The sequence below is a fragment of the Streptomyces sp. NPDC006314 genome, from assembly GCF_040613075.1.
In the GTDB taxonomy this organism is placed as follows: domain Bacteria; phylum Actinomycetota; class Actinomycetes; order Streptomycetales; family Streptomycetaceae; genus Streptomyces.
The window spans coordinates 182,284-203,544 of record NZ_JBEXRL010000009.1; the positions used below are offsets into that span (position 1 = coordinate 182,284).

Annotated in this window: 16 protein-coding genes and 1 pseudogene; 11 read left to right on the top strand and 6 right to left on the bottom strand. The window is 72.4% G+C overall.

The genetic code is table 11. The annotated features are described in order from the left end of the window. Positions 1 to 14: 14 nt before the first annotated feature. The gene (locus ABZ079_RS18790) at positions 15 to 647 is read right to left on the bottom strand and encodes a TetR/AcrR family transcriptional regulator (RefSeq protein ID WP_356940535.1); all 633 of its coding nucleotides are present in this window, start codon (positions 645 to 647) and stop codon (positions 15 to 17) included. A gap of 25 nt (positions 648 to 672) precedes the next feature. Next, positions 673 to 1,458, bottom strand: coding sequence for an SDR family oxidoreductase (locus tag ABZ079_RS18795; RefSeq protein ID WP_356940536.1), 786 nt, complete (start codon positions 1,456 to 1,458; stop codon positions 673 to 675). A 53-nt stretch (positions 1,459 to 1,511) separates the two neighbouring features. On the opposite strand from ABZ079_RS18795, the gene ABZ079_RS18800 reads away from it, so the two are divergent. Together ABZ079_RS18800 and ABZ079_RS18805 are read left to right on the top strand one after the other, a co-directional pair. Then, on the top strand, positions 1,512 to 2,651 hold the full coding sequence (locus ABZ079_RS18800; RefSeq protein WP_356940673.1) for an acyl-CoA dehydrogenase family protein: 1,140 nt from the start codon (positions 1,512 to 1,514) through the stop codon (positions 2,649 to 2,651). Beyond that, complete coding sequence (locus ABZ079_RS18805; RefSeq protein WP_356940537.1) at positions 2,651 to 3,613, top strand: acyl-CoA dehydrogenase family protein; 963 nt, start codon at positions 2,651 to 2,653, stop codon at positions 3,611 to 3,613. The genes ABZ079_RS18800 and ABZ079_RS18805 overlap by 1 nt, the downstream gene beginning before the upstream one ends. Here ABZ079_RS18805 and ABZ079_RS18810 read toward each other — a convergent pair. Then, positions 3,600 to 4,331, bottom strand: a complete 732-nt coding sequence (locus ABZ079_RS18810) for a VWA domain-containing protein (protein ID WP_356940538.1) — start codon at positions 4,329 to 4,331, stop codon at positions 3,600 to 3,602. The two genes, ABZ079_RS18805 and ABZ079_RS18810, sit on opposite strands and share 14 nt — an antisense overlap. A gap of 140 nt (positions 4,332 to 4,471) precedes the next feature. On the opposite strand from ABZ079_RS18810, the pseudogene ABZ079_RS18815 reads away from it, so the two are divergent. Together ABZ079_RS18815 and ABZ079_RS18820 are read left to right on the top strand one after the other, a co-directional pair. Continuing rightward, positions 4,472 to 4,708: pseudogene (locus ABZ079_RS18815) on the top strand (rhomboid family intramembrane serine protease); the annotation flags it as partial. Positions 4,709 to 4,875: 167 nt separating this feature from the next. Continuing rightward, positions 4,876 to 5,778, top strand: coding sequence for a chitosanase (locus tag ABZ079_RS18820; protein WP_356940539.1), 903 nt, complete (start codon positions 4,876 to 4,878; stop codon positions 5,776 to 5,778). A gap of 112 nt (positions 5,779 to 5,890) precedes the next feature. Here the strand turns inward: ABZ079_RS18820 and ABZ079_RS18825 are convergent, their stop codons facing one another. From ABZ079_RS18825 to ABZ079_RS18835, 3 genes are all read right to left on the bottom strand, one after another. Continuing rightward, a complete protein-coding gene (locus ABZ079_RS18825) occupies positions 5,891 to 7,354 on the bottom strand; it encodes a glutamate synthase subunit beta (protein WP_356940540.1) in 1,464 nt (487 codons plus the stop codon). Next, positions 7,347 to 11,972: a glutamate synthase large subunit gene (gene gltB / locus ABZ079_RS18830; protein WP_356940541.1), complete on the bottom strand. Its 4,626-nt coding sequence runs from the start codon at positions 11,970 to 11,972 to the stop codon at positions 7,347 to 7,349. The genes ABZ079_RS18825 and gltB overlap by 8 nt, the downstream gene beginning before the upstream one ends. Positions 11,973 to 12,380: 408 nt before the next feature. Further along, complete coding sequence (locus tag ABZ079_RS18835; RefSeq protein ID WP_356940542.1) at positions 12,381 to 13,112, bottom strand: VIT1/CCC1 transporter family protein; 732 nt, start codon at positions 13,110 to 13,112, stop codon at positions 12,381 to 12,383. Between the two features lie 296 nt (positions 13,113 to 13,408). On the opposite strand from ABZ079_RS18835, the gene ABZ079_RS18840 reads away from it, so the two are divergent. From ABZ079_RS18840 to ABZ079_RS18870, 7 genes are read left to right on the top strand one after another with little or no spacing between them, the layout of a single operon-like run. Beyond that, positions 13,409 to 14,641, top strand: a complete 1,233-nt coding sequence (locus ABZ079_RS18840; RefSeq protein WP_356940543.1) for an ADP-ribosylglycohydrolase family protein — start codon at positions 13,409 to 13,411, stop codon at positions 14,639 to 14,641. Beyond that, positions 14,638 to 15,756, top strand: coding sequence for an ADP-ribosylglycohydrolase family protein (locus ABZ079_RS18845; protein WP_356940544.1), 1,119 nt, complete (start codon positions 14,638 to 14,640; stop codon positions 15,754 to 15,756). Before ABZ079_RS18840 ends, ABZ079_RS18845 begins: the two co-directional genes overlap by 4 nt. An 8-nt stretch (positions 15,757 to 15,764) precedes the next feature. After that, positions 15,765 to 16,976 carry an ADP-ribosylglycohydrolase family protein gene (locus tag ABZ079_RS18850; RefSeq protein ID WP_356940545.1) on the top strand — a complete coding sequence of 404 codons (1,212 nt, stop codon included), beginning with the start codon at positions 15,765 to 15,767 and terminating at the stop codon, positions 16,974 to 16,976. Then, positions 16,964 to 18,325: an ADP-ribosylglycohydrolase family protein gene (locus ABZ079_RS18855; protein WP_356940546.1), complete on the top strand. Its 1,362-nt coding sequence runs from the start codon at positions 16,964 to 16,966 to the stop codon at positions 18,323 to 18,325. The genes ABZ079_RS18850 and ABZ079_RS18855 overlap by 13 nt, the downstream gene beginning before the upstream one ends. Continuing rightward, positions 18,322 to 19,215: a ribokinase gene (gene rbsK / locus ABZ079_RS18860; protein ID WP_356940547.1), complete on the top strand. Its 894-nt coding sequence runs from the start codon at positions 18,322 to 18,324 to the stop codon at positions 19,213 to 19,215. The genes ABZ079_RS18855 and rbsK overlap by 4 nt, the downstream gene beginning before the upstream one ends. Continuing rightward, on the top strand, positions 19,212 to 20,417 hold the full coding sequence (locus tag ABZ079_RS18865; RefSeq protein ID WP_356940548.1) for a CoA transferase: 1,206 nt from the start codon (positions 19,212 to 19,214) through the stop codon (positions 20,415 to 20,417). Before rbsK ends, ABZ079_RS18865 begins: the two co-directional genes overlap by 4 nt. Continuing rightward, a complete protein-coding gene (locus ABZ079_RS18870; protein ID WP_356940549.1) occupies positions 20,414 to 21,226 on the top strand; it encodes a CoA ester lyase in 813 nt (270 codons plus the stop codon). The genes ABZ079_RS18865 and ABZ079_RS18870 overlap by 4 nt, the downstream gene beginning before the upstream one ends. The last annotated feature ends 35 nt before the right edge of the window (positions 21,227 to 21,261 follow it).

The following is a 21,261-nucleotide window of genomic DNA, read 5'->3' on the forward strand; positions in this document are numbered from 1 at the left end:
GGCTGAACGGGGCGTTATCCGGTCTGTCCGCTCTGCTCTTCGCGTATGGCGATCCCGTCCAGCACCATCGACAGGTACTGGCGGGCGATCTCCTCGGGGCTGTGCTGTCCGCCCGGCCGGTACCAGGAGGCGGCGACCCACACGGTGTCCCGCACGAACCGGTAGGTGAGCCGCACGTCCAGGTCGGCGCGGAAGACCCGCTCGGCCACACCGCGTTCCAGCGTGGACAGCCATGCCCTCTCGAACCGGCGCTGGGACTCGGCGAGGAACGCGAACCGGTCCTGGTCCACGAGCTGCCTGCTCTCCTTCTGGTAGATCGCGACGGCGGCCCGGTGCCGGTCGATCTCCCGGAAGGACTCGGTGACCAGGGCCTGCAGCGTCTCGCGGGGGCCGAGTCCGGAGGCGAGGACGGTGTCGTAGCCGTCCCACAACTCGTCGAGGAAGGTGCGCAGGATCTCCTCGAGCATCGACTCCTTGGAGTCGAAGTGGTAGTAGAGGCTGCCCGCCAGCATCCCGGCGTGGTCGGCGATCTTGCGGACGGTGGTGGCGTTGTACCCGTGCTCGGCGAAGACCTCGGCAGCGGTGCTGAGGAGTTCGCCGCGCCGGGCGGCAGCCGCGGTCACCTGGGGCTTCTTCTTGGTCGGCACGCACCCATTGTGTCTGCCCCGGTCGTCAGGGATGCCGGCTGCTGACGGCGATGACCTCGCCCGTCATGTACGAGGAGTAGCCGGACGCCAGGAAGACGATCACGTTGGCCACCTCCCAGGGCTCCGCGTACCGCCCGAAGGCCTCCCGCGCGGTGAGTTCCGCGAGCAGTTCGGCGGAGGTGACCTTCACCAGGTGCGGGTGCATGGCGAGGCTGGGGGCGACCGCGTTGACCCGCACGCCGTACGCGGCGGCCTCGATCGCCGCGCACCGGGTCAGCGCCATCACCCCGGCCTTGGCGGCGGCGTAGTGCGCCTGACCGGCCTGGGCGCGCCAGCCGGCGACGGAGGCGTTGTTGACGATCACCCCGCCGCCGGTCTCCCGCATGGCGCGCAGGGCCGCACGCGTGCACCGGAAGGTGCCGTTCAGGGTGACGTCCAGGACGCGGGTCCACTGCTCGTCGGTCATGTCGACGAGCGCCGAAGTACCACCGAGCCCCGCGTTGTTGACGACGACGTCCAGCCGTCCGTGCTCGGCCACGGCCGCTTCGAACAGCGCCCGCACCTGCGCTTCTACGGTGACGTCGCACGGTACGGCGGCCACCGCGCCCGGGAACTCCCGGCCCAGTTCGGCCTCGTGCTCCTTCAGCCGGCGCGTGTGGGCGTCGCTGATGAGCACGCGCGCGCCCTCCTCCAGGAACCGGCGCGCGGTCGCCCCGCCGATGCCGGCACCGGCCGCGGCGGTGATGACGGCGGTGCGCCCCTGCAGCAGTCCGTGCCCCGGTACGTAGGCCGGGCTCTCGACGCCTGTCATAGGGTCACGCTAACCTACCAAACACTTGTTAGGGAAGGACGGTGACGGGGACCGTGGACCTGACCCACTCCGAGGCCGACGAGGAGTTCCGCGCCGAGGCCCGGGCCTGGCTGGAGGCGCACGTGCCGCACACCCCGCTGCCGTCCCTGGAGACGGCGGAGGGCTTCGCGGCACACCGCGCGTGGGAGGCCGAACTGGCCGCGGACCGCTGGTCGGTGGTGTCGTGGCCGGAGAGGTACGGCGGCCGGGACGCCGGGCTGCTGCGCTGGCTGGTCTTCGAGGAGGAGTACTGGGCGGCGGGCGCACCGGGCCGGGTCGGCCAGAACGGCATCGGCCTGCTCGCGCCGACGCTCTTCGACCACGGCACGGAGGAGCAACGCGCGCGCGTGCTGCCGCCGATGGCCTCCGGCGAGGTGGTCTGGGCGCAGGCATGGTCGGAGCCGGAGGCCGGCTCCGACCTGGCCTCGCTCACCTCCAGGGCGGTACGGGCGGACGGTGGCTGGCGGGTGAGCGGACAGAAGACGTGGTCCTCGCGGGCGGCCTTCGCGGACCGGGCCTTCGGGCTGTTCCGCAGCGATCCCGCGGCGGGGAAACCGCACCAGGGACTCACGTACCTGATGTTCGATCTGCGGGCACCCGGCGTCACCGTCCGCCCGATCGGCCGTCTCGACGGGAGACCCGCCTTCGCGGAGCTGTTCCTGGACGATGTGTTCGTGCCGGACGAGGACGTGATCGGCGACCCCGGGCAGGGGTGGCGGATCGCGATGTCCACCGCGGGCAACGAGCGCGGGCTCACCCTGCGCTCCCCGGGCCGCTTCCTCGCCTCCGCGGACCGGCTGCTCGGCCTCTGGCGGGCCAAGGGCTGTCCGGGACACGCACGGGAAAGGGTGGCCGACGCCCTGATCGACGCCCGCGCCCACCAGCTGTTCACCTACGCGGCCGCCTCCCGATTCCTCGACGGCGCCCGGCCCGGCCCGGAGTCCAGCATGAACAAGGTGTTCTGGTCCGAGCTGGACCTCGCGCTGCACGAGACGGCGCTCGACCTGCTGGGCGCGGAGGGCGAGTCGGCGGACTCCGCCTGGTCCGAGGGGTATGTCTTCGCGCTCGCCGGGCCGATCTACGCGGGGACGAACGAGATCCAGCGCGACATCATCGCCGAGCGGCTGCTCGGTCTGCCGAAGGGACGCCGTTGATGCGCTTCCTCCTCGACGCCGAGCAGCGCGCCTTCGCCGGCTCGCTGCGCGCGATGCTGACGGCCGCGGACACTCCGGCGGTGGCCCGGGACTGGGGCCGCGGCGACCACGCCGGCGGGCGCGCGTTGTGGTCACGGATCGCGGAGGCCGGGGTGTTCGGGCTCGCGGTGCCGCAGGAGTACGGGGGGATGGGGCCCCGTCCGGTGGAGCTGGCCGTGGCCTTCGTCGAGCTGGGACGCCACGCGGTACCGGGGCCGCTGGTGGAGACAATCGTGGCGGCCGTACTCCTCGGCGAACCCGCGCCGGCCGAGCGCTTCCTGCCCGGACTCGCGGCCGGCACCGACATCGCGACCGTCGCGGCACCCACGGGATACGCCCTCGACGCCGACGCGGCCACCCTCCACCTGCTCCCGGCGTCCAAGGGCCTTTACCTGTCGGCAGCGGCCCCCGGCCCCGTGCGCCGCTCCCTCGACCCTGCCCGCCGGCTGACCCCGCTCGCCCCGGGCGGCGAACTCCTGACCGCCACCCCGCCCCGCGCCCCCGCGCTCACCTGGGCGCGGCTGGCCACCGCCGCCCAGGCCCTCGGCGCCGGACTCGCGCTCCTCGACCGGACCGTCACCCACGTCGCGCGGCGCACCCAGTTCGGCGTCCCCGTCGGCTCCTTCCAGGCGGTCAAGCACCGCCTGGCCGACATGAGGACCGCCCTGGAGTTCGCCCGCCCCCTGCTCTTCGGCGCGGCCCTGTCGATGCGCCCGGCGGACGTGGCGGCCGCCAAGCTCAGGGCCTGCGAGGCGGCGTACGCCACCGCCCGTACGGCGCTGCACCTGCACGGCGCGATCGGGTACACGGCGGAGTACGACCTGTCCCTGTGGCTGACCAAGGCCCGCGCTCTGCGCACGGCGTGGGGCACACCCCAGGAATGCCGGGACCTGTTCCTCGCGGAGGCCCTCAGACCTGGCTGACCCCTACGATCCCCGCGGCGCGTGCCGCCGTCAGCCAGCTGGGGAACTCGCCGACGAGACGGTCGTACAACTCGGCGTCGGTGACGCGGCGCGGGTTCTCGCCGGCGTGGAAGAAGCCGGCGTTGTCCACGATCCGCTTGCCGGGCACCGCCAGCTCGTCCAGTCTGCGCAGGAACTCGAACTGCCGGCTGCCCGGGTCCCCGAAGCCGACGAACTGCCAGAACAACGGGAGCTTGGCCGCCTTGCAGACGTAACGCTCGGCGGCGAGCCTGTTGACCGGACCACCGTCGGTCTGGAAGACGACCAGGGCGGGGTCGGTGGCGCCGCTGTCGAGGTAGTGGTCGATGACGGCGTCCATCGCCAGGTGGTAGCTCGTCTTGCCCATATGCCCGAGCCCGGCGGCGATCCGCCCGATGCGGCCTTCGTGACGGTCGAGGGCGATGTCGGCGACCGCGTCGACATCGGTGGAGAAGAACACCACCGGCACGCGGCCGTCGTCGTCCAGGTGCGCCGACAGGCCCAGCACCCGGTCGGCGAGGGCCTGCACACTGCCGTCGTCGTAGTACGGCCTCATCGAACCGGAGTAGTCGACCACGAGGTAGACGGCGGCCCGCAGCCCGTCCAGGCCGTGCTTGCGCAGGGACACCCCGGCCGAGCGGTAGGCGCCGACGAGCGCGGGTGCGGTCTCCTCCACCTTGCGCAGACTGATCGCGGCCATGGTCCCCCCTTGGCTGTCCAAGGGGCCGAGCCTATGTGATGCCGCCCCTTCGGTCGCCGCTGTCACAGCGGTCGGATATTTTGGTGGCCGCCGCCCCCACCGGCTCATTCCGTTTCTTTCCTTCCTTCGAGGAGCCGGCCGTGGCCGCCGAGTCCGCCGTGAGCACCCGCTTCCGCCATCCACAGGTGGAGTGCTGCCTCCGCTGCGCCCGCAGCGACCGTTACATACGCCCCTCCCGCGTGCGCGAGGCGGCCGTAGGCCACCAGTGCGGGAAGGAGGGCGTGCGGACGATCCGGCAGGCGCGGACCGTGTTCGGCGGCCGGTTCAGCGCGGTGTCGCTGGTGACGGGTGCGCTGATCGGGCTGAACGTACCGGCGGCCGGCGGGTCCGGCGCGATCTTCGGGGCGGACGCCGCGGACCGGGTCAGGGGCCGCCGCCCGGGCCGCGACATGCGGCCCGTGGACCAGCACCGGGGCGGTCCGGCGCTGGGGTGGCGCACGCTGGTCCTCGCCGAGCTGTCGGGTCCCGTGGAAGGTGCGGCCGCATGAGGAAAGCCGGAATTCTGCTGTTCACGGCCGTACCGGTGGTGGTCACGGCCGTGGTGTACGCCGTCGGTCCCGGCCAGTCCGGTTCCGCGGAGGGCAAGGGCGTCTCGACGGCCCAGCAGGCCCGGCAGGACGCCAAGGCGCGGGCCGAGTCGGAGCGGTCGGAGGATGCGGAGGTCATCGCCGACGCCCCGCCGGGGCTGGCCGCGCCCGCGAAGAAGGAGCTGGCGCAGCGGCTCGTGGCGAGCGCCGAGAACTCCACGCTGGACTGGCGGTCCGCCTACGGATACATCGAGGACATCGGCGACGGGCAGGGCTACACCGCGGGCATCGTCGGTTTCTGTACCGGCACCCACGATCTGCTGACCCTGGTCGAGCGCTACACCAAGGCCCACCCGGCCAACGGCCTGGCGAGGTACCTGCCCGCGCTGCGGGAGGTCGACGGCACGGACTCCCACGAGGGCCTGGACCCGGGGTTCACCGCGGCCTGGAAGGCGGAGGCGAAGGTCCCGGCGTTCCGCACGGCGCAGGACAAGGAGCGCGACCGCGTCTACTTCGGCCCGGCCGTCCGGCTCGCCAAGCTCGACGGGCTGGGGACGCTGGGCCAGTTCGTCTACTACGACGCGATGGTCTTCCACGGCCCCGGCACCGGGCCCAGCGGCTTCTACGGACTGCGCGAGCGTGCCATGAACGAGGCGGACACCCCTTCCGAGGGTGGCAGCGAGAAGAACTACCTCGACATCTTCCTGGACATCCGCCGCAAGGCCATGAAGACCAAGAAGGCCACCATCGACACCTCGCGCGTCGACACGGCCCAGCGCGCGTTCCTCTACGACGGCAATCTCGACCTGCACACGCCACTGGAGTGGCGGGTGTACGGGGAGACGTACAAGGTGCCGTAGCCGGCGGGCGGACATGCAACGACGCCTGCCCAAGCGTCCGGTCGGGGACAGGGTGGGCAGGCGCCGTCTGGTGTTCCGTACGCCTTTGTACGGGACGTTCAGGGGTGAGCCGTCAGACCGCCAGGGCGCGGTCCGTCGGGCGGATCGGGGCCGGCAGGTCGCTGGCTCCGGTCAGGTAGCGGTCGACTCCACGGGCGGCCGAGCGGCCCTCCGCGATCGCCCAGACGATCAGGGACTGGCCGCGGCCGGCGTCACCGGCGACGAACACACCCGGCACATTGGTCTGGAAGTCGGCGTCGCGGGCGATGTTACCGCGTGCGTCCAGCTCCAGGCCGAACTGGTCCACCAGGCCGTTCTCCCGGTCGGTGCCGGTGAAGCCCATGGCGAGCGTGACCAGCTGAGCCGGGATCTTGCGCTCGGTGCCCGGCTTCTGGGTCAGCCTGCCCTCGACGAACTCGACCTCGGCCAGGTGCAGCCACTGGACGTTGCCGTCCTCGTCGCCCTCGAAGTGGGTGGTGGAGGCGGAGTAGATCCGCTCGCCGCCCTCCTCGTGGGCCGAGGTGACCTTGTAGAGGATCGGGAAGGTCGGCCAGGGCTGGCTGGTGGCGTGCCGCTCCTCGTTCGGGCGGGGCATGATCTCCAGCTGGGTGACGGAGGCCGCGCCCTGGCGGTGGGCGGTGCCCACGCAGTCCGCGCCGGTGTCGCCACCGCCGATGACGACGACGTGCTTGCCCTCGGCCGAGATCGGGGGCGCCACATAGTCGCCCTCCTGGACCTTGTTGGCCAGCGGCAGGTACTCCATCGCCTGGTAGATGCCCTTGAGCTCGCGGCCGGGGACCGGGAGGTCGCGGGCGGTCGTCGCGCCGGCGGCGATGACGACCGCGTCGTACCGCTTCTTCAGGTCGGTCGCCTTGAGGTCGCGGCCGATCTCGATGCCGGTGCGGAAGCGGGTGCCCTCCGCGCGCATCTGCTCGATGCGGCGGTTGATGTGCCGCTTCTCCATCTTGAACTCGGGGATGCCGTACCGGAGAAGGCCTCCGACGCGGTCCGCGCGCTCGTAGACGGCGACGGTGTGGCCGGCCCGGGTGAGCTGCTGGGCGGCGGCCAGGCCCGCCGGGCCCGAGCCGATGACCGCGACCGTCTTGCCGGACAGGCGCTCGGGGATCTGCGGAGCGACGTCCCCGGTCTCCCACGCCTGGTCGATGATCGAGACCTCGACGTTCTTGATGGTGACCGGCGGCTGGTTGATGCCGAGCACGCACGCCGACTCGCAGGGCGCCGGGCAGAGGCGACCGGTGAACTCCGGGAAGTTGTTGGTCGCGTGCAGACGCTCGGAGGCGGCCGCCCAGTCCTCGCGGTAGGCGTAGTCGTTCCACTCGGGGATCAGGTTCCCCAGCGGACAGCCGTTGTGGCAGAACGGGATGCCGCAGTCCATGCACCGGCTGGCCTGCTTGCTGATGATCGGCAGCAGGGAACCGGGGACGTAGACCTCGTTCCAGTCCTTGACGCGCTCCTCGACGGGACGGGACTTGGCGACCTCACGGCCGTGGTTCAGGAAGCCCTTCGGGTCAGCCATTGATCGCCGCCTCCATCATCTTCTCGGTGATCTCGGTCTCGGAGAGACCGGCTCGCTCGGCGGCGTCCTTGGCGGCGAGCACTGCCTTGTACGTGCTGGGGATGATCTTGCTGAACCGCTCCACGGCCGCGTCCCAGTCGGCGAGCAGCTTCTCGGCGACCGTCGAGCCGGTCTCCTCGGCGTGGCGGCGCACCACGTCGTGCAGCCACTGCTTGTCGGCGTCGTCCAGCGCCTCGACCGACTCGACGTTGCCGACGTTGACGTTGTCGCGGTCGAGGTCGATGACGTACGCGACACCGCCGGACATGCCCGCCGCGAAGTTGCGGCCGGTCGGGCCGAGGACGACCGCGTGACCGCCGGTCATGTACTCGCAGCCGTGGTCGCCCACGCCCTCGGAGACGACCGTCGCGCCGGAGTTGCGGACGCAGAACCGCTCACCGGTACGGCCGCGCAGGAACAGCTCGCCGCCGGTGGCGCCGTAGCCGATGGTGTTGCCCGCGATGGTCGAGTACTCGGCGAGGTGGTCGGCCGCGCGGTCCGGGCGGACGATGACTCGGCCGCCGGACAGGCCCTTGCCGACGTAGTCGTTGGCGTCGCCCTCCAGGCGGAGCGTGACACCGCGCGGCAGGAACGCGCCGAAGGACTGGCCGGCGGAGCCCGTGAAGGTGATGTCGATGGTGTCGTCCGGCAGACCCGCGCCACCGAACTTCTTCGTCACCTCGTGGCCGAGCATGGTGCCGACCGTGCGGTTGATGTTGCGGATGGCGACCTGGGCGCGGACCGGCTGTGCCTCGGTCGCGTCGGAGGCGGCCAGCGCGTCCGCGGCCAGCTTGATCAGCTCGTTGTCCAGGGCCTTCTCCAGGCCGTGGTCCTGAGCGATCAGCTGGTGACGGACCGCGCCCTCGGGCAGTGACGGCACGTGGAACAGCGGCGCCAGGTCCAGGCCCTGGGCCTTCCAGTGGTCGACGGCACGGGTGACGTCGAGCGCCTCCGCGTGGCCGACGGCCTCCTCGATGGAACGGAAGCCCAGCTCCGCGAGGATCTCGCGGACCTCCTCCGCGATGAACTGGAAGAAGTTCACCACGTGCTCGGCCTTGCCGGCGAAGCGGTCGCGCAGGGCCGGGTTCTGGGTGGCGATGCCGACCGGGCAGGTGTCCAGGTGACAGACACGCATCATCACGCAACCGGAGACGACGAGCGGAGCGGTCGCGAAACCGAACTCCTCGGCACCGAGCAGCGCGGCGATGACCACGTCACGGCCGGTCTTCAGCTGGCCGTCCGTCTGGACCACGATCCGGTCGCGCAGGCCGTTGAGCAGCAGGGTCTGCTGGGTCTCGGCGAGACCCAGCTCCCAGGGGCCGCCCGCGTGCTTCAGCGACGTCAGCGGGGAGGCACCCGTACCACCGTCGTGACCGGAGATGAGCACGACGTCCGCGTGGGCCTTGGACACACCGGCCGCGACCGTGCCGACGCCGACCTCGGAGACCAGCTTGACGTGAATCCGCGCCTGCGGGTTCGCGTTCTTCAGGTCGTGGATCAGCTGGGCCAGGTCCTCGATGGAGTAGATGTCGTGGTGCGGCGGCGGGGAGATGAGGCCCACGCCCGGCGTCGAGTGACGCGTCTTCGCGACCCACGGGTAGACCTTGTGGCCGGGCAGCTGGCCGCCCTCGCCGGGCTTGGCGCCCTGGGCCATCTTGATCTGGATGTCGTCCGCGTTGACCAGGTACTCGGAGGTCACGCCGAAGCGGCCGGAGGCGACCTGCTTGATGGCGCTGCGCCGCGCGGGGTCGTACAGGCGCTCCGGGTCCTCGCCGCCCTCACCGGTGTTGGACTTGCCGCCCAGCTGGTTCATGGCGATGGCGAGGGTCTCGTGCGCCTCCTTGGAGATGGAGCCGTACGACATGGCGCCGGTGGAGAAGCGCTTGACGATCTCGCTCGCCGGCTCGACCTCGTCGATGGAGATCGGCTGGCGGTCGGACGTGAAGCCGAACAGGCCGCGCAGCGTCATCAGGCGCTCGGACTGCTCGTTCACACGGTCCGTGTACTTCTTGAAGATGTCGTAGCGACCCGTGCGCGTGGAGTGCTGGAGGCGGAAGACCGTCTCCGGGTCGAACAGGTGCGGCTCGCCCTCGCGGCGCCACTGGTACTCGCCGCCGATGTCCAGCGCGCGGTGCGCCGGGGCGATGCCGGAGGCCGGGTAGGCCTTGGCGTGGCGGGCGGCGACCTCCTTGGCGATGACGTCGATGCCGACACCGCCGATCTTGGTGGCCGTGCCGTTGAAGTACTTCTCCACGAAGGCCTCGTCCAGGCCGACGGCCTCGAAGACCTGGGCGCCGCGGTAGGAGGCGACGGTGGAGATGCCCATCTTGGACATGACCTTCAGGACGCCCTTGCCGAGGGCGTAGATCAGGTTCCGGATGGCCTTCTCGGGCTCCAGGCCGTTGAGGAAGGTGCCCGCGCGCAGCAGGTCCTCGACGGACTCCATCGCCAGGTACGGGTTGACGGCGGCGGCGCCGTAGCCGATGAGCAGGGCGACGTGGTGTACCTCGCGGACGTCCCCGGCCTCGACCAGCAGGCCCACCTGGGTGCGCTGCTTGGTCCGGATGAGGTGGTGGTGGACGGCCGCGGTGAGCAGGAGCGACGGGATCGGCGCGTGCTCGGCGTCCGAGTGCCGGTCCGACAGGACGATCAGGCGGGCGCCGTTCTCGATGGCCGCGTCGGCCTCGGCGTAGATCTCCTCGATGCGCGCGGCGAGCGCGTCGCCGCCGCCGTGCACCCGGTACAGGCCGGAGAGGGTCGCGGCCTTGAAGCCGGGCATGTCACCGTCGGCGTTGATGTGGATGAGCTTGGCCAGCTCGTCGTTGTCGATCACCGGGAAGGGCAGGGTGACCGAGCGGCAGGATGCGGCCGTCGGCTCCAGCAGGTTGCCCTCCGGGCCCAGTGTCGAGCGCAGGGAGGTGACCAGTTCCTCGCGGATCGCGTCCAGCGGCGGGTTGGTGACCTGCGCGAACAGCTGGGTGAAGTAGTCGAAGAGCAGCCGCGGGCGCTCGGACAGTGCCGCGATCGGCGAGTCCGTACCCATGGAGCCGATCGGCTCGGCAGCGGTGCGGGCCATCGGCGCGAGGATGACGCGCAGCTCCTCCTCGGTGTACCCGAAGGTCTGCTGGCGTCGGGTGACCGAGGCGTGGGTGTGGACGATGTGCTCGCGCTCGGGCAGGTCGGCCAGCTCGATCTCGCCGGCCTCCAGCCACTCGGCGTACGGCTTCTCGGCGGCGAGGGACGCCTTGATCTCGTCGTCCTCGATGATGCGGTGCTCGGCGGTGTCGACGAGGAACATGCGGCCGGGCTGCAGGCGGCCCTTGCGGACGACCTTGGCCGGGTCGATGTCGAGGACGCCGACCTCGGAGCCGAGGACGACGAGGCCGTCGTCGGTGACCCAGTAGCGGCCGGGGCGCAGGCCGTTGCGGTCCAGCACGGCGCCGACCTGGGTGCCGTCGGTGAAGGTGACACAGGCGGGGCCGTCCCAGGGCTCCATCATCGTGGAGTGGAACTGGTAGAAGGCGCGCCGGGCCGGGTCCATGGACTCGTGGTTCTCCCACGCCTCCGGGATCATCATCAGCACGGAGTGCGGCAGCGAGCGGCCGCCGAGGTGCAGCAGCTCCAGCACCTCGTCGAAGGACGCCGAGTCGGAGGCGTCCGGCGTGCACACCGGGAAGATGCGCTCGATGGCCTTCTCGTCGGAGCCGAACAGGTCGGAGACGAGCTGCGACTCGCGGGCGCGCATCCAGTTGCGGTTGCCCTTGACGGTGTTGATCTCGCCGTTGTGGGCGACGAAGCGGTACGGGTGCGCGAGCGGCCACGACGGGAAGGTGTTCGTGGAGAAGCGCGAGTGGACGAGCGCGATGGCCGACGCGAAGCGGCGGTCCGACAGGTCCGGGAAGAAGGGCTCCAGCTGTCCGGTGGTCAGCATGCCCTTGTAGACGATCGTGCGGGCGGACAGGGACGGGAAGTAGACCCCGGCCTCCCGCTCGGCGCGCTTGCGCAGCACGAACGCCCTGCGGTCCAGCGCGATGCCCTCGCTGGCGCCGCCCCCGGGCTCCGTCCGGGAGGTGCCCCCGGCGACGAAGACCTGACGGAAGACCGGCATGGTGGAGCGGGCCGTGGCGCCCAGCAGCTCCGGGGCGACCGGAACCTCACGCCAGCCGAGGACGGTGAGGCCCTCGTCGGCCGCGATCGTCTCGATACGTGAGACGGCGTCCTCGGTCCCCTCCTCCGGCAGGAAGGCGATACCCACGGCGTACGAGCCGGCGGCGGGGAGGTCGAATCCGGCCACCTCGCGGAAGAAGGCGTCCGGCACCTGGGAGAGGATGCCCGCGCCGTCGCCCGAGTCGGGCTCGGAGCCGGTGGCACCGCGGTGCTCCAGATTGCGCAGCACGGTGAGCGCCTGCTCGACCAGCGTGTGGGACGCCTCGCCGGTGAGGGTGGCGACGAAACCGACGCCACAGGCGTCGTGTTCGTTGCGGGGGTCGTACATACCCTGCGCAGCAGGGCGAGCATCCATGAACGACCAGTTCTGGCCATTCGCGGAATGCTGGGACGGCTGGCGCGGCGTACGCATCGGCTCTCCCGTCGTCGTCATGTGGCATGTGGCAGCTGCCGAGGGACGACGTTGGCCCTCTGCGTGAAGTGCAAAATTTCGTGCAGATTACATGATGGAGCGGTTCTCGGGAAGCGGATACTCCGTTCCAACATGCGGACGCCACGGGCTGCGTGGCGGGGTGCCGCACGGGGGCGGCGCGGTGCAGCGCGAGGCGGCGAACGTATGTGGGGGACGGTTGCCGGACAAGATCGGTCGGATCCTCGTCCGTCGGCCCGTGGGGGGCGGGGGGAGCCTCGTCGGCCCGCCCCGCGGGGGTGCCGCAGGCGTCATTGCCCGCAGCGCTTACGGCTCATGCCCGGTGGTTAAGCGTTCGAAACCAGCGAGTAACGGCTACTTATGCGGCTCATCGCATAACTAGCGGTCGGGCTATCCTACGGCCGTTCCGAACAAGCTGCCCAGGGCGTACGTCACACCGGCCGCCGCACCGCCGAGCGCGAGCTGCCGCAGACCGCTGTACCACCAGGTACGCGCGGTCACCTTGGCCACGACGGCACCGCAGCCGAAAAGTCCGGCGAGGGCGAGGAGCACGGCCGGCCACAGCACGGTCGCGCCCAGCAGGTACGGCAGCACCGGCAGCAGGGCGCCGAGCGCGAACGAGCCGAAGGACGAGACGGCGGCGACCAGCGGCGAGGGCAGATCACCGGGATCGATGCCCAGTTCCTCCCGGGCGTGTATCTCCAGGGCCTGCTCGGGGTCCTTGGACAGCTGCCGGGCGACCTGCCGGGCCAGCTCGGGGTCGACACCGCGGGCCACGTAGAGTGCCGCCAGCTCGTCCTCCTCGTCCTGCGGGTGCCTGCGCAGCTCGCGGCGCTCGACGTCGAGCTCGGCCTCGACCAGCTCGCGCTGGGAGGCGACGGAGGTGTACTCGCCGGCCGCCATGGAGAAGGCGCCGGCGGCGAGGCCGGCGAGCCCGGTGATGACGATCGTCTGCTGACTCACGGAACCGCCGGCCACGCCGGTCATCAGGGCGAGGTTGGAGACCAGACCGTCCATCGCGCCGAAGACGGCGGGGCGCAGCCAGCCGCCGTTGACGTCGCGGTGCGTGTGGTTGTCTCGGTGCGCCTCGTGCAGCGCCGCCTCGGTGTCGATGATGGCCATGCGGGCCCCCCGGATAGCTTAGCCAAAGCTAACTTTGGACGAGTTCCATTTTTTGATAACCCTGAATCTACGCCGATAACCTCCTTCCCGCCAGCAAGGGAAGCCTCTGCTAACCTGCGACTTTCCCCTGCTCAGCTCATTCGTGCGGGCAAATGCTCAGTTGCCGAGCGGGTGACTCCGACCCCGTGAAGGCTCGCCTGGGCGCCTCCCGTGGCACACATCCGCAAAGGGTCCCCGTGGTCCCGCCGACCGAGGCCGCCCAGGGTCCCCGTGGTCCTGCCGAAGGAGGCCGCCCCATGGCATCGATCGCCCGCACCCCCCCGGTCCCGGCGCCCGGGGACGCCTCCGGACTCCGCGAACGGGCACGTGGCGCACTGCTCGGCCTGGCGGTCGGTGACGCGCTGGGGGCGCCGGCGGAGAACCTCAGGCCCTCCGAGATCCGTGCGCGCTGGGGCCGCATCACGGGGTACGTCGCCGAAAAGCCGTCCGGTACGGACGACACCGAGTACGCGATCTTCTCCGGTCTCCTGCTGGCCCGGCACGGCTCGGCGCTGGCCCCGGCGCATGTGGAGGCGGCCTGGCACGAGTGGATCGCGGACCGGGCCGAAGGTCCCTTCCGGGGCGCGGGCTTCAGTGAACGAGGCACCCTGGAGAACCTCCGCCGGGGCCTGGCCGCGCCCATCTCGGCCCAGCACCGCCACGCCTGGAGCGACGGGCTGGCGATGCGCGCGGCGCCCTTCGGGGTCTTCGCCGCCGGGCGCCCGGGGGAGGCGGCCCGCCTGGTGGCCATCGACGGCTCGATCAGCCACGAGGGCGAGGGCATCTACGGCGGCCAGGCGGTCGCGGCGGGCGTGGCCGCGGCGATGGCGGGAGCGCCGGTACCGGTGGTGGTCGCCTCCGCACTCGCGGTCGTCCCGGACGACTCGTGGACGGCCCGCTCCCTGCGCCGCGCGGTGACGGTGGCCCACCGCGGCGAACGGGCGGTCCGCTCCGCGGTGGTCGTCGGCGGCTACCCCTGGACCGATCTGGCCCCCGAGGCGGTCGCCCTCGCCTTCGGCGCGTACGCGGCGGCCGACGGTGACTTCCGCGCGGCGGTCCTGACAGCGGTCAACATGGGCCGCGACGCGGATACCACGGCGGCGGTGGCGGGCGCGCTGTCCGGTGCGGCCCAGGGCCTTTCCGCTATCCCGCCGGCCTGGGCCGCCGCCATCGGCCCGGCCCGCGGCCGCTGCCTGCCGTCCATGGCGGGCCACCACATCCTGGACGTGGCGGAGCTGCTGGTCCCGGGCGAGGGCGGGAAATGGGGGGCGGACGTGGTTCTGCCGGAGGCTCTGCCGGCCCCCCTGCGGGAGCTGCTGCCGCAGACCGACCGGGGCCGGGCACCCACCGAACCACCCCCGCCCCTCACCGCCACCTCCCAGCCGACCGAGTCGGGTGGGAGGTGGGAGGGAGAGCGGAGGTCCCAAGGGCGGAGCCCCCTGGTGGGTGCCGGGAACTCCGGGCACCCCGACAGTGAGGGCCGGCCATGAGACCACGCCGTATCGAGGGGCTCCTCCTCGGCCTCGCCGCAGGAGACGCCGCCGGCTGGCCCGCCGCACGGCACCGCGCCGCCCGTATGCCCGAGTGGACCCGCCGCCTGACCCGGGAACTGGATACGTTCGCGGAGCAGAACGCCACCACCACCCTCCCGGTGCCGATCGCCCTCAACCAGCCTCCCGAGCCCCTCCGTCTCGGCCCCTCCGACGACGCCGAGTGGGCGGTTTTCGCCGCCGAGGCGGTCCTGCGCGCCGGCGACGACGACGTACTCGGTGACCTCAGCCGTGAACGCCGTATGCGCGCCGCGATCGACCTCACCTGGACCGCCGTGGCCTGCGAAGTCGCCGCGGCGGCGGAGCGCGCCCCGGAGATCGAGTCCGCCGTCCTCCCCCTGCGCGCCCGCATCTCCGTCCGCGCCGGCCTCGGCAACCTCGCCGCCGGCCTGCGCCCACCCGCCACCGGCCACGACAATCCGCACTACTTCGACGACGCCGCCTGCGTCCGCGCCTGCGTTCTCGCGGTCGCCCACCCCGGCGACCCCCGACGCGCCGCCGCCCTCGCCGAGTTCGACGCCCGTTACACCCAGGACGGCGACGGCGTGCACGGCGCCCGCGCAATGGCCGCGGCCCTGGCGCTGGCCCTCGACGACGCGGACACCGGCAGCTGCGTGACCGCCGCGCTCGCCGAACTCCCCCCTGACACGGAGATCGGCCGCAACACCCGCCACGCACTCGCCCTGGCCCAGGACAGCGAGTCCGCCTTCGCCCTCGTCCCGCTGCTCGAACACCAGATCGTCGACCACGTCTACAGCTACGGCATCGCCGCGGCGGAGACCGTCCCCGTCGCCCTCGCCCTGGCCACCGCCGCCCGCGGCCGCATCGCCGAAGCCGTACCGGCCGCCGCCTGCCTGTCCCGGGTCGCGGACTCCGCCCCCGCCCTCGCGGGAGCGCTGACCGGTGCCCTCGGCGGCGGCGAGGTGATCCCGCAGACCTGGCGGGACGCCTGCCGCACCCTGTCCGGCTGCACACTGCCCCGCCTCACCGGCACCGACCTGGTGGAACTCGCCGGTCTCCTGGAAGCCGCACAACCGGCCCATCCAGGAGGATGATTCGGGACATGACGCCCGAAGAACCCAAAGCGCCTGAAGGGCCCGCGGGAGAAGAAGTCAGCGAGCCGCCCCCGCATGGTCTCGACGAACGGATCAGCGGCGCCCTGGTCGGAGCCGCCGTCGGCGACGCCCTCGGCGGCCCGGTCGAGGGCTACTCCCCCGACCAGATCGCCGAGCGCCACGGCGGCCGCGTCCACGGCATCGTCGGCCCCTGGCACGGCCGGGCCTGGCGCACCGCCCGCCCCATCGCGCCCTACCACAAGGGCGACGGCCATGTCACCGACGACACCTTGATGACGCACGCACTGATCCGGGTCTACGACCGCGTCCGCGACCACCTCGACGCGTACGCGATCGCCGACCACCTGGTCCCGGACCTGATGACCAACCCCCGCTGGATCCCGGAACTGGAGACCGAGACGCTGCCGCTGCACCGCGTCTTCCTCGCCGAGAAGTGGTTGGTGGCCCGGCTCGCCTACGGCCATGTCGACCCCCGGGAAGCGGGCGCCGGCAACATCGTCAACTGCGGCGCGGCGATGTACATGGCCCCCGTCGGCCTGGTCAACGCCGCCAATCCGGCCGCCGCCTACGCCGAGGCCCTGGACCTCGCCGGTGCGCACCAGTCGTCGTACGGCCGGGAGGCGGCCGGCGTCTTCGCCGCGGCCGTGGCCGCCGCCACCGCACCGGGCGCGACCCCGGACTCGGTCGTGACCACCTGCCTGTCCCTGGCGAAGGACGGCACCCGCACGGCGATCGAGAAGGTCTGCGAAGTGGCCGGGCAGCACCGGGACTTCGAGTCGGCGCTCGGTCCGCTGCGCGCGGCGGTGGCCCCGTACGACACGGTCGGACCGGACTACCGCGCCCCCTCTCTCGCCGCCCGCCGTCCCTCCCGCCTCCACTCCATCGAGGAACTCCCCGTCGCCCTGGGCATGTTGCTCGTCTCCGGCGGTGACTACCGGCACGCCGTCCTCGGCTCGGTCAATTACGGCCGCGACTGCGACTCGATCGCCACGATGGCCGGCGCCCTCGCGGGCGCCCTCGGCTCACCCGTTCCCGAGGACTGGTCGAAGACGGTCGCGGAGGCGAGCCGCCTGGACCTCTGGGAGCCGGCCCGCATGCTCACCGCGGTCACCCGCGAGATCTTCGCACGGGACGTTCGCCGCCGGCGCGCCCACGAGGTGGCGTTCGCCGCGCTCGGAGGCCGCCCATGCTCCGACTGACCTGGGTCCAGCCGGAGGACCTCCTGGGCCACGAACTGCACCAGGCGCGCCTCGATGGCCGGGAGCCTACGGCGATCGAGGCGCGATGGCGATCGGCGGGCGGCCCGGACGCCCCGGAGCGGGCAGGAGCCTCACCCCACCGCGCATCCCGCTACCTGCGCCTCCTGGCAGAGGACCTGCTGGACGAATTGGCCGACCTGCCCGGCAGATGGACGGAGGACGAGCCGACGGACCTGCCCGGGATCAGGGCCGCGTGTCCGGACTGGCCCACCGTCCGGCTCTCCGCACCACCCGCCCCGGCCGCCCTGGAAGCCGCCTGGCTGGGCCGGGCCATCGGCTGCCTGCTCGGCAAGCCGGTCGAGAAACTTCCCCTCGACGGCGTCCGCGCCCTGGCCCGAGCGACCGGCAACTGGCCCCTCACCGCCTACTACACCGCCAAGGGCGTCCCCCGGGACCTCCTGCGCCGCTACCCCTGGAACCGCCGCTCGGCCCCGACCTCCCTCGCCGAGAACATCGACGGCATGCCCCAGGACGACGACCTCGACTACCCCCTCCTCAACCTCCTTCTGCTCCAGCGCCACGGAAAGTCCTTCACCACCACGGACGTGGCCCGGCTCTGGCTGGAGGAACTGCCACCCGGCCGCACCTTCACCGCCGAACGCATCGCCTACCGCAACCTCCTCAGCGGCATCGAACCCCCGCACACGGCACGCCACCGCAACCCGTTCCGCGAGTGGATCGGCGCCCTGATCCGCGCCGACGTGCACGGCTGGACCAACCCGGGCGACCCGGCCGCCGCCGCCGAACAGGCCCACCGCGACGCGGTCCTGACCCACACCGCCAACGGCGTCTACGCGGCGATGTTCACCGCCGCCGTCATCGCCACCGCCGCCACCGGAACCCACGACATCCACGCCTGCCTGCACGCCGGGCGCACGGTGATCCCGCCCCGCTCCCGCCTGGCGAAGGCGATCGACCACGCCGTCCACTTGGCCGGGTCCAAGGGACACTTCGACGAGGTCGTGGACGAACTCCACGCCACCTACGCCCCCGCGCACCACTGGGTCCACGCCCTCCCCAACACCGCCCTGATCGCCGCCGCCCTCACCCACGCGGACGGCGACTTCACCGGCTCCATCTGCCGTGCGGTCAGCGGCGGTTGGGACACCGATTCCAACGGCGCCACGGCCGGCAGCATCGCCGGTCTCCTCGCGGGCGCCCCCACCGCGCTCCCCGACCACTGGCGGGCCCCGCTGAAGAACCGGCTCGCCACCACCATCGCCGACTTCGACGGCACCGGCTTCGACTCCCTCGCCCACCTCACCCACCTGGAGGCGACCCGCTCATGACCCACATCGCCGTCCTCGGCAGCACGAACATGGATCTCGTCACCTACGTCTCGAAGGCCCCGCAGCGCGGCGAGACCGTGACGGGACGGGAGTTCCGTACGATCCCCGGCGGCAAGGGCGCCAACCAGGCGATCGCCGCGGCCCGCGCCGGCGCCACCGTCTCGATGATCGGCGCGGTCGGCAACGACGCCTTCGGCCTGCGCCTGCGCGACACCCTCGAACACTCCGGAGTGGACACCGACTCCCTGCGCACGGTCGAGGGCCCCTCCGGCACCGCGCACATCGTGGTGGACGACGAGGGCGGCAACTCCATCGTCGTCATCCCCGGTGCGAACGGCACCGTCGACCATCTCTCCCCCGGCGACGAAGGGGTGATCGCCTCCGCCGACGCCCTGCTGCTCCAGCTGGAGATCCCGCTGGCCGCGGTCGTCGCGGGCGCGGAGGCGGCCCGCCGGCACGGGGTCCGCACGGTTCTCACCCCGTCCCCCGCCCAGCCGCTTCCGCCCGAACTCCTCGCGGCCATCGACCTTTTGGTGCCGAACGAGTACGAGGCGGTCATCCTCACGGACCGCACCGACCCGCGCGAGGCGGCCGCCGCCCTGCTGGACCGCGTCCCCGAGGTCGTCGTCACCCTGGGCGCGACCGGCAGCCTGTACCTCGCCCGGGACACCGAACCGCTGGTGATCCCCGCGCCCCGGGTGACCGCCGTCGACTCCACGGGCGCGGGCGACACCTTCGTCGGCACGCTCGCGGTGGCCCTTGCCGAGGAGAGACCGGTACGGGAGGCCCTGTCCTGGGCGGCCGCCGCGGCGGCGATCTCCGTCCAGCGGGCAGGGGCGTCGGCATCGATGCCGTACCGCCCGGAGATCGATGCGCAGTACAGCGCATGAGTACGACGACACATACGCCCCCGGCCCTGGACGGTCTGCGGGTCCTGGACCTCGCGACCCTGTTCGCCGGCCCGCTGGCCGCGACCCTGCTCGGTGACTTCGGCGCCGAGGTGATCAAGATCGAGCACCCCCGCCGGCCCGACCCCTGCCGCGGACACGGCCCCGCCAAGCACGGCGTCGGCCTGTGGTGGAAGGTGCTCGGCCGCAACAAGCGGACCCTCACCCTCGACCTGTCCACGCCCGGCGGCCGCGCCGTCCTGCTCCGGCTCGCCGCCGGCGCCGATGTGGTGATCGAGAACTTCCGCCCCGGCACCCTGGAGAAATGGGGCCTCGGCTGGGACGAGCTGTCCGCGGCCAACCCGGGGCTGATCCTCGCCCGGGTCACCGCCTTCGGCCAGTTCGGTCCGTACGCGCACCGCCCCGGTTTCGGCACCCTCGCCGAGGCGATGAGCGGCTTCGCCGCGATCACCGGGGAGCCGGACGCGCCGCCGACGCTCCCGCCCTTCGGCCTCGCGGACTCGGTCGCGGGCCTGGCCACCGCGTACGCCGTGCTGACGGCACTGGCCGCGCGGGAGCGCACCGGTGCGGGGCAGGTCGTCGACATGGCGATCATCGAGCCGGTCCTTTCCGTCCTCGGCCCGCAACCCACCTGGTACGACCAGCTCGGCTATGTGCAGGAGCGCACCGGCAACCGGTCCGCGAACAACGCCCCGCGCAACACCTATCGCACCGCCGACGGAGCCTGGGTCGCCGTCTCCACCTCCGCGCAGTCGGTCGCCGAGCGGGTGATGCGCCTGGTGGGCCGCCCGGAGCTGATCGAGGAACCCTGGTTCACCACGGGCGCGGACCGGGCCGCCCACGCCGACGTGCTGGACGAGGCGGTCGGGTCCTGGATCGCCGCCCGCACCCGCACCGAGGTTCTGGCGGCCTTCGAGAAGGCGGAGGCGGCGGTGGCGCCGGTCCAGGATGTCCGGGACGTGCTGGCGGACCCCCAGTACCAGGCCCTGGACACGGTCACCACCGTCGCCGACCCCGAGCTGGGCCCGCTGCGGATGCAGAACGTCCTCTTCCGTCTCTCCTCGACCCCCGGCGCGATCCGCTGGCCCGGCCGCCCGCACGGGGCGGACACGGACGCCGTGCTCACCGAGCTGGGCCTCGGCCCGGCCGACATCGCCGCTCTGCGCGCGGAGGGCGCCCTGTGACCCCAACCCCGCTCACCTGGCTCTACGTCCCCGGTGACCGCCCGCACATCGTGACCAAGGCGCTGGCCGCGGGCGCCGACGTGGTGGTGATCGACCTGGAGGACGCGGTCGCCCCGGACCGCAAGGAGTATGCCCGCGCGGCCACGGCCGACCTCCTCTCCGCGTCCCAGCCGGTCCCGGTGCACGTCCGCGTCAACGCCGTGGACGGCCCCTGGGCGGCCGCGGACCTCACGGCACTGGCCGCACTGCCGGGCGTGTCCGGGCTACGGCTGCCGAAGGTGACGTCGCCCGACCAGATCAGGCAGGTCGCCGTGACGACGCCCCTGCCCCTGTACGCCCTGCTGGAGTCGGCCCTCGGCATCGAGCACGCCTACGCGATCGCCGGCGCCCACCCGTCCCTGCGGGGCATCTCCCTGGGCGAGGCAGACCTCAGGGCCGACCTGGGTGTACGGGCCGACGCGGGCCTCGACTGGCCCCGCTCCCGCGTGGTCGTCGCCGCCCGGGCGGCAGGGCTCCCCCCGCCGCCCCAGTCCGTCCACCCCGACATCCGCGACCTGGACGGCCTCGCCGCGTCCAGCGTCCATGGCCGAGCGCTCGGCTTCCTGGGCCGCGCGGCGATCCACCCCCGGCAGCTTCCGGTCATCGAGCGGGTGTATCTCCCCACCCCGGCGGAGATCGAACAGGCCGAAACGATCATCAAGGCAGCGGCGACGGACCAGGGCGCCCAGGCCCTCCCCGACGGCCGCTTCATCGACGCGGCGGTGGTGGCCATGGCCCGGCGGACCCTTTCCCTGGCACACAGGACCTGACCCTCTTCCGCCGCCCCCGTCACGGTGACCAGTGG